General features: G+C 63.8%; 6 protein-coding genes. All 6 read left to right on the top strand.

Going from position 1 to position 4,302, the window contains the following annotated elements:
• On the top strand, positions 1 to 628 hold a 628-nt coding region (locus tag CDE01S_RS17785; protein WP_157077204.1), incomplete at its 5' end, for an MFS transporter.
• On the top strand, positions 625 to 762 hold the full coding sequence (locus tag CDE01S_RS18755; protein ID WP_169802287.1) for a hypothetical protein: 138 nt from the start codon (positions 625 to 627) through the stop codon (positions 760 to 762). The genes CDE01S_RS17785 and CDE01S_RS18755, both read left to right, overlap by 4 nt.
• 43 nt (positions 763 to 805) lie before the next feature.
• Positions 806 to 1,618 carry an SDR family oxidoreductase gene (locus tag CDE01S_RS17780; RefSeq protein ID WP_066710856.1) on the top strand — a complete coding sequence of 271 codons (813 nt, stop codon included), beginning with the start codon at positions 806 to 808 and terminating at the stop codon, positions 1,616 to 1,618.
• Entirely contained in the window at positions 1,615 to 2,190 is a 576-nt protein-coding gene (locus CDE01S_RS17775; RefSeq protein WP_066710852.1) for a class I SAM-dependent methyltransferase, read from the top strand. The genes CDE01S_RS17780 and CDE01S_RS17775 overlap by 4 nt, the downstream gene beginning before the upstream one ends.
• Before the next feature lie 40 nt (positions 2,191 to 2,230).
• Positions 2,231 to 3,127, top strand: coding sequence for a 4-hydroxy-tetrahydrodipicolinate synthase (gene dapA / locus CDE01S_RS17770; protein ID WP_066710849.1), 897 nt, complete (start codon positions 2,231 to 2,233; stop codon positions 3,125 to 3,127).
• A 29-nt stretch (positions 3,128 to 3,156) separates the two neighbouring features.
• Entirely contained in the window at positions 3,157 to 4,245 is a 1,089-nt protein-coding gene (gene bamC / locus CDE01S_RS17765; RefSeq protein WP_066710859.1) for an NlpB/DapX family lipoprotein, read from the top strand.
• Positions 4,246 to 4,302 lie beyond the last annotated feature (57 nt).

Raw genomic sequence — 4,302 nt, 5'->3', positions numbered from 1 at the left:
GCGCGAACAGACCATTCTGCAGGCGTTGAAAGAGGCCTTCAGCTACCCGAGCTTCCAGCTGCTGATGGCCGGCTACTTCGTCTGCGGCTTCCAGGTGGTGTTCATCGGTGTCCACATGCCGAGCTATTTGAAGGACAAGAACCTGTCGCCCGAAGTGGCCAGCTATGCGCTGGCGCTGATCGGCCTGTTCAATGTCTTCGGCACCTACGCCGCCGGCGCCCTGGGCCAGCGGCTGCAGAAGAAGAACATCCTGGCCTTCATCTACTTTGCACGTTCGATCGTCATCGCCATCTTCCTGCTGGTGCCGCTGTCACCGATGAGCGTCTACATCTTCTCGGCCGTCATGGGCCTGCTGTGGCTCTCGACCGTGCCGCCGACCAATGCCGTGGTGGCCCAGATCTTTGGCGTGGCACACCTCTCGATGCTCAGCGGCTTTGTCTTCTTCAGCCACCAGATTGGCTCCTTCATGGGCGTCTGGCTGGGCGGCTACCTGTACGACAAGACCGGCAGCTACGACATCGTCTGGTACATCGCCATCGCGCTGGGTGTGGCGGCCGCACTGGTCAATCTGCCAGTGCGCGAAGCGACCATCCAGCGCCGCAAGGCCCATGCGGTTGCCCAGGCATGAAAGCCCGGCGGCACACCTGGCAAAAGTGGCTCGCCTACGGGAGCGCGGTCCTCGTGCTGCTGGCGGTGTTCGCGCTGTACACACGGCCGGACTTCCTGGTCACGCTGGCCAATGAGGTCTGGGCCTGTTTTTAAATCATTTCGCCCTAAAACCCTTATCAAACAAGCGCCAAACGCTATGAAAACTATAGTCATCACGGGGGCCTCGGACGGCATCGGCGCCGAATTGGCGCGCCAGTTGGCACAGCAGCATCGCCAGCAGGCCGCCCTGGTGCTGGCGGCACGCAACCAGGACCTGCTGCAACAGGTGGCTGAGGAATGCCGTCCACTGGGCAGCGACGTGCTGGTGGTGCCGACCGATGTCAGCGACCCGGCGCAATGCCGCGAGCTGATCGCGCGCAGCGTGGCGCAGTTTGGCCGTCTCGATGCGCTGGTCAACAACGCCGGTGTCTCGGCCCAGGCCCTGTTCGAGGACGTGCAGGCCGACGACCTGGGCTGGTATGAGAACCTCATGCGCGTCAACCTGTGGGGCAGCGTCTGGTGCACCCACGCCGCCCTGCCGCATCTGAAAGCCAGCCGTGGCCAGGTGGTGGCCGTGTCCTCCCTGGCCGGCCTGGTGGGCGTGCCGGGGCGCACCGCCTACAGCGCCAGCAAGTTCGCCATGACCGGCTTCTTTGAAGCGTTGCGCGCCGAGCTCAAGGGGGCCGGCGTCAGTGTCACCACCGCCTATCCCGGCGTGGTGGCGACGCAGATTCGTTACCGTGGCTATAACGCGGCCGGCGTAGCCGCCGGCGCCAGCGGCCTGAAGGAAGACGAGGCGATGCCGGTGGAGGAATGCGCACGCCTGATCCGGGACGGCATGACGCGCCGCCAGCGCGAAGTGGTGATGACCACCAAGGGCAAGCTCGGCCGCTACCTCAAGCTGCTCGCCCCGGGCACGGTGGAGAACATGGCGCTGGCCGCGCTCAAGGACGAGGTCAAGCCGCGATGAGCGGCGCCCCCCAGCACGGCAGCGAAGCGCCTTCGGCCTGGGTGCAGCGCTGGTCGCACTTGGTGCGCCCCGGCGGCACGGTGCTCGATGTCGCCTGCGGCCACGGCCGCCACATGAAGTGGTTCGCCACCCACGGCCACCCGGTCACCGGCGTGGACCGCTCACCCGAGGCCATCGCCACCGTCGCGTCTCTGGGCGAAGCCGTGCAGGCCGACATCGAGAACGGCCCCTGGCCACTGATGCAAGACGGACAACCGCGGCAATTCGACGCCGTGGTGGTGACCAACTACCTCTGGCGCGCCCTGCTGCCCGTGATCCGGCAAAGCCTGGCGCCCGGCGGCGTGCTGCTTTACGAAACTTTTACCCTCGGCAACGAGACCGTCGGCAAGCCCTCGCGCCCGGATTTCCTGCTGCAGCCGGGCGAACTGCTGCGCGCCTTCGCCGACTTGCGCGTGGTGGCGTACGAGGACGGCTTCATCGCCCAGCCCGCACGCTTTGTGCAACGGATCGCGGCGGTGAGGCAGGACACCGTCCTGTCCACGGATAAAGCGCTGGCACGTTACATGCTCTAGTTAAAATGCGCCTTTACCCCAAATACTCTTCACTGCGGACATGACATCCTCCTTCAGCCCAATCACTGGCAGCATCGTGGCCCTCGTCACCCCCTTGCACGAGGACGGTAGCGTCGACTACCCCACCTTGCGAAAGCTGATTGACTGGCACATCGCCGAAGGCACCGACTGCATCGGCGTGGTCGGCACCACCGGCGAATCGCCCACCGTCAATGTGGACGAGCACTGCGAAATCATCCGCGTCTCGGTGGAACAGGCCAAGGGCCGGGTGCCGATCATGGCCGGTTGCGGCGCCAACTCCACCGCCGAAGCCATCGAGCTGGCCCGCTTCGCCAAGAAGGTCGGCGCCGACTGCCAGCTGCAGGTCGTGCCCTACTACAACAAGCCCACCCAGGAAGGCCAGTACCTGCATTTCCGATCAATAGCCGAAGCCGTCGGCGATCTGCCCATGGTGCTGTACAACGTGCCGGGCCGCAGTGTGGCCGATATGGCGCACGACACCGTGCTGCGCCTAGCCCAGGTGCCGGGCATCGTCGCCATCAAGGAGGCCACCGGCAACATCGAGCGCGCCCAGTGGCTGATCCGCGAAGCGCCCAAGGGCTTCTCCATCTATTCGGGCGACGACCCGACCGCTGTCGCCCTGATGCTGTGCGGCGGCCACGGCAACATCAGCGTGACGGCCAATGTGGCGCCACGCCTGATGCACGAGCTGTGCGTTGCGGCCATGGCCGGCGATGTCAAGCGCGCCATGGAAATCCAGTTCCGACTGATGCCGGTGCACAAGCAGTTGTTTGTCGAACCGAACCCGATTCCCGTGAAATGGGCCATGCAGCGCATGGGCCTGTGCGGCGGCACCTTGCGCCTGCCCATGACCCCGCTGACCGCCGGCAATACCGCCGTGGTTGAAGGCGCCCTGCGTGCCAGCGGCCTGCTTTGACCCAACCCCTGACCCCTGAGGACTATCTGGTGAATCATTCTTCCAAACTGGCGCTGCTGGGCCTGTCCCTCGCGCTGACGGCCTGCTCGAGCCTGCAATCCGACAAGGTCGACTACAAAAGCACCGGCAAGAGCAAAGCCCCCGCGCTTGAGGTACCGCCGGACTTGAGTCAGCTGTCACGCGATAACCGTTACGTGGTGCCGGGCGTCGCCGTCACGGCCACAGGTTACCAGGCCGGACAGACCAGCCAGGTAGCGGCCCCGACGGCACCTATCGCCATGGGGGATGTCCGGATTGAACGCACCGGCACCCAGCGCTGGCTGGTTGTCAACCGCCCCCCCGAAAAGCTCTGGGACGAAGTCAAGGACTTCTGGCAGGACAGCGGCTTCCTGCTCACCATGGACCAGAAGGAATTGGGCATCATGGAAACCGACTGGGCCGAGAACCGCGCCAAGATACCAGACGATTTTCTTCGCAACACACTCGGGAAAGTATTGGATTCTTTGTACTCCACTGGCGAACGCGACAAGTTCAGAACGCGTCTGGAGCGCAACAGTGCCGGAGGCACCGAGATCTATATCAGCCACCGCGGCATGAAAGAAACCTATATTGCCGAACGAAGCGAAGACACCCGTTGGCAGCCGCGGCCGGCCGACCCGGAACTTGAAACCGAATTCCTGCGGCGCCTCATGGTCAAGCTCGGCGTCAGCCAGGAGCAGTCCAAAGCGCTGGTGGCGGCTGATGCACCCAAGCTCACCTCCCGGGTGGCAACGCTCAACGGCCAACCGGTGGTACAGATCGATGAAGGCTTCGACCGGGCTTGGCGCCGCGTCGGCCTCACGCTGGACCGCACCGGTTTCACGGTGGAAGATCGCGACCGCAGCCAGGGCACCTACTTTGTCCGTTATGTCGAACCGACTGCGGCGAAGGAGGAACCTGGTTTCTTCAGCAAACTGTTCAGCAGCACGCCGAAAGACAAGGCACCACAAAAATACCGCATCACCTTGGTGAGCGAAGGCAACCTAACCACGGTGTCCGTGCTCAATGCCAGCGGTGCGCCTGAGGCGTCAGATAATGCACAACGCATCGTCAAGGTGATTGCCGCCGATCTGAAATAACCTGTACCCTCTTCTCCTGTACCCATGAAGTATGGGTACAGCAGACGAAAAAAAAGG

The sequence above is a fragment of the Curvibacter delicatus NBRC 14919 genome (assembly GCF_001592265.1).
Classification (GTDB): Bacteria; Pseudomonadota; Gammaproteobacteria; order Burkholderiales; family Burkholderiaceae_C; genus Hylemonella; species Hylemonella delicata.
The sequence above is the reverse complement of the archived record's forward strand: the minus strand, read 5'-3'. Positions and strand labels throughout refer to the sequence as shown.

Excerpts from the sequence above, each read along its gene's own strand:
- CDE01S_RS17775 (WP_066710852.1), top strand. The coding sequence starts at position 1,615 with ATGAGCGGCGCCCCCCAGCACGGCAGCGAAGCGCCTTCGGCCTGGGTG.
- dapA (WP_066710849.1), top strand. The coding sequence starts at position 2,231 with ATGACATCCTCCTTCAGCCCAATCACTGGCAGCATCGTGGCCCTCGTC.
- CDE01S_RS18755 (WP_169802287.1), top strand. The coding sequence starts at position 625 with ATGAAAGCCCGGCGGCACACCTGGCAAAAGTGGCTCGCCTACGGGAGC.
- CDE01S_RS17780 (WP_066710856.1), top strand. The coding sequence starts at position 806 with ATGAAAACTATAGTCATCACGGGGGCCTCGGACGGCATCGGCGCCGAA.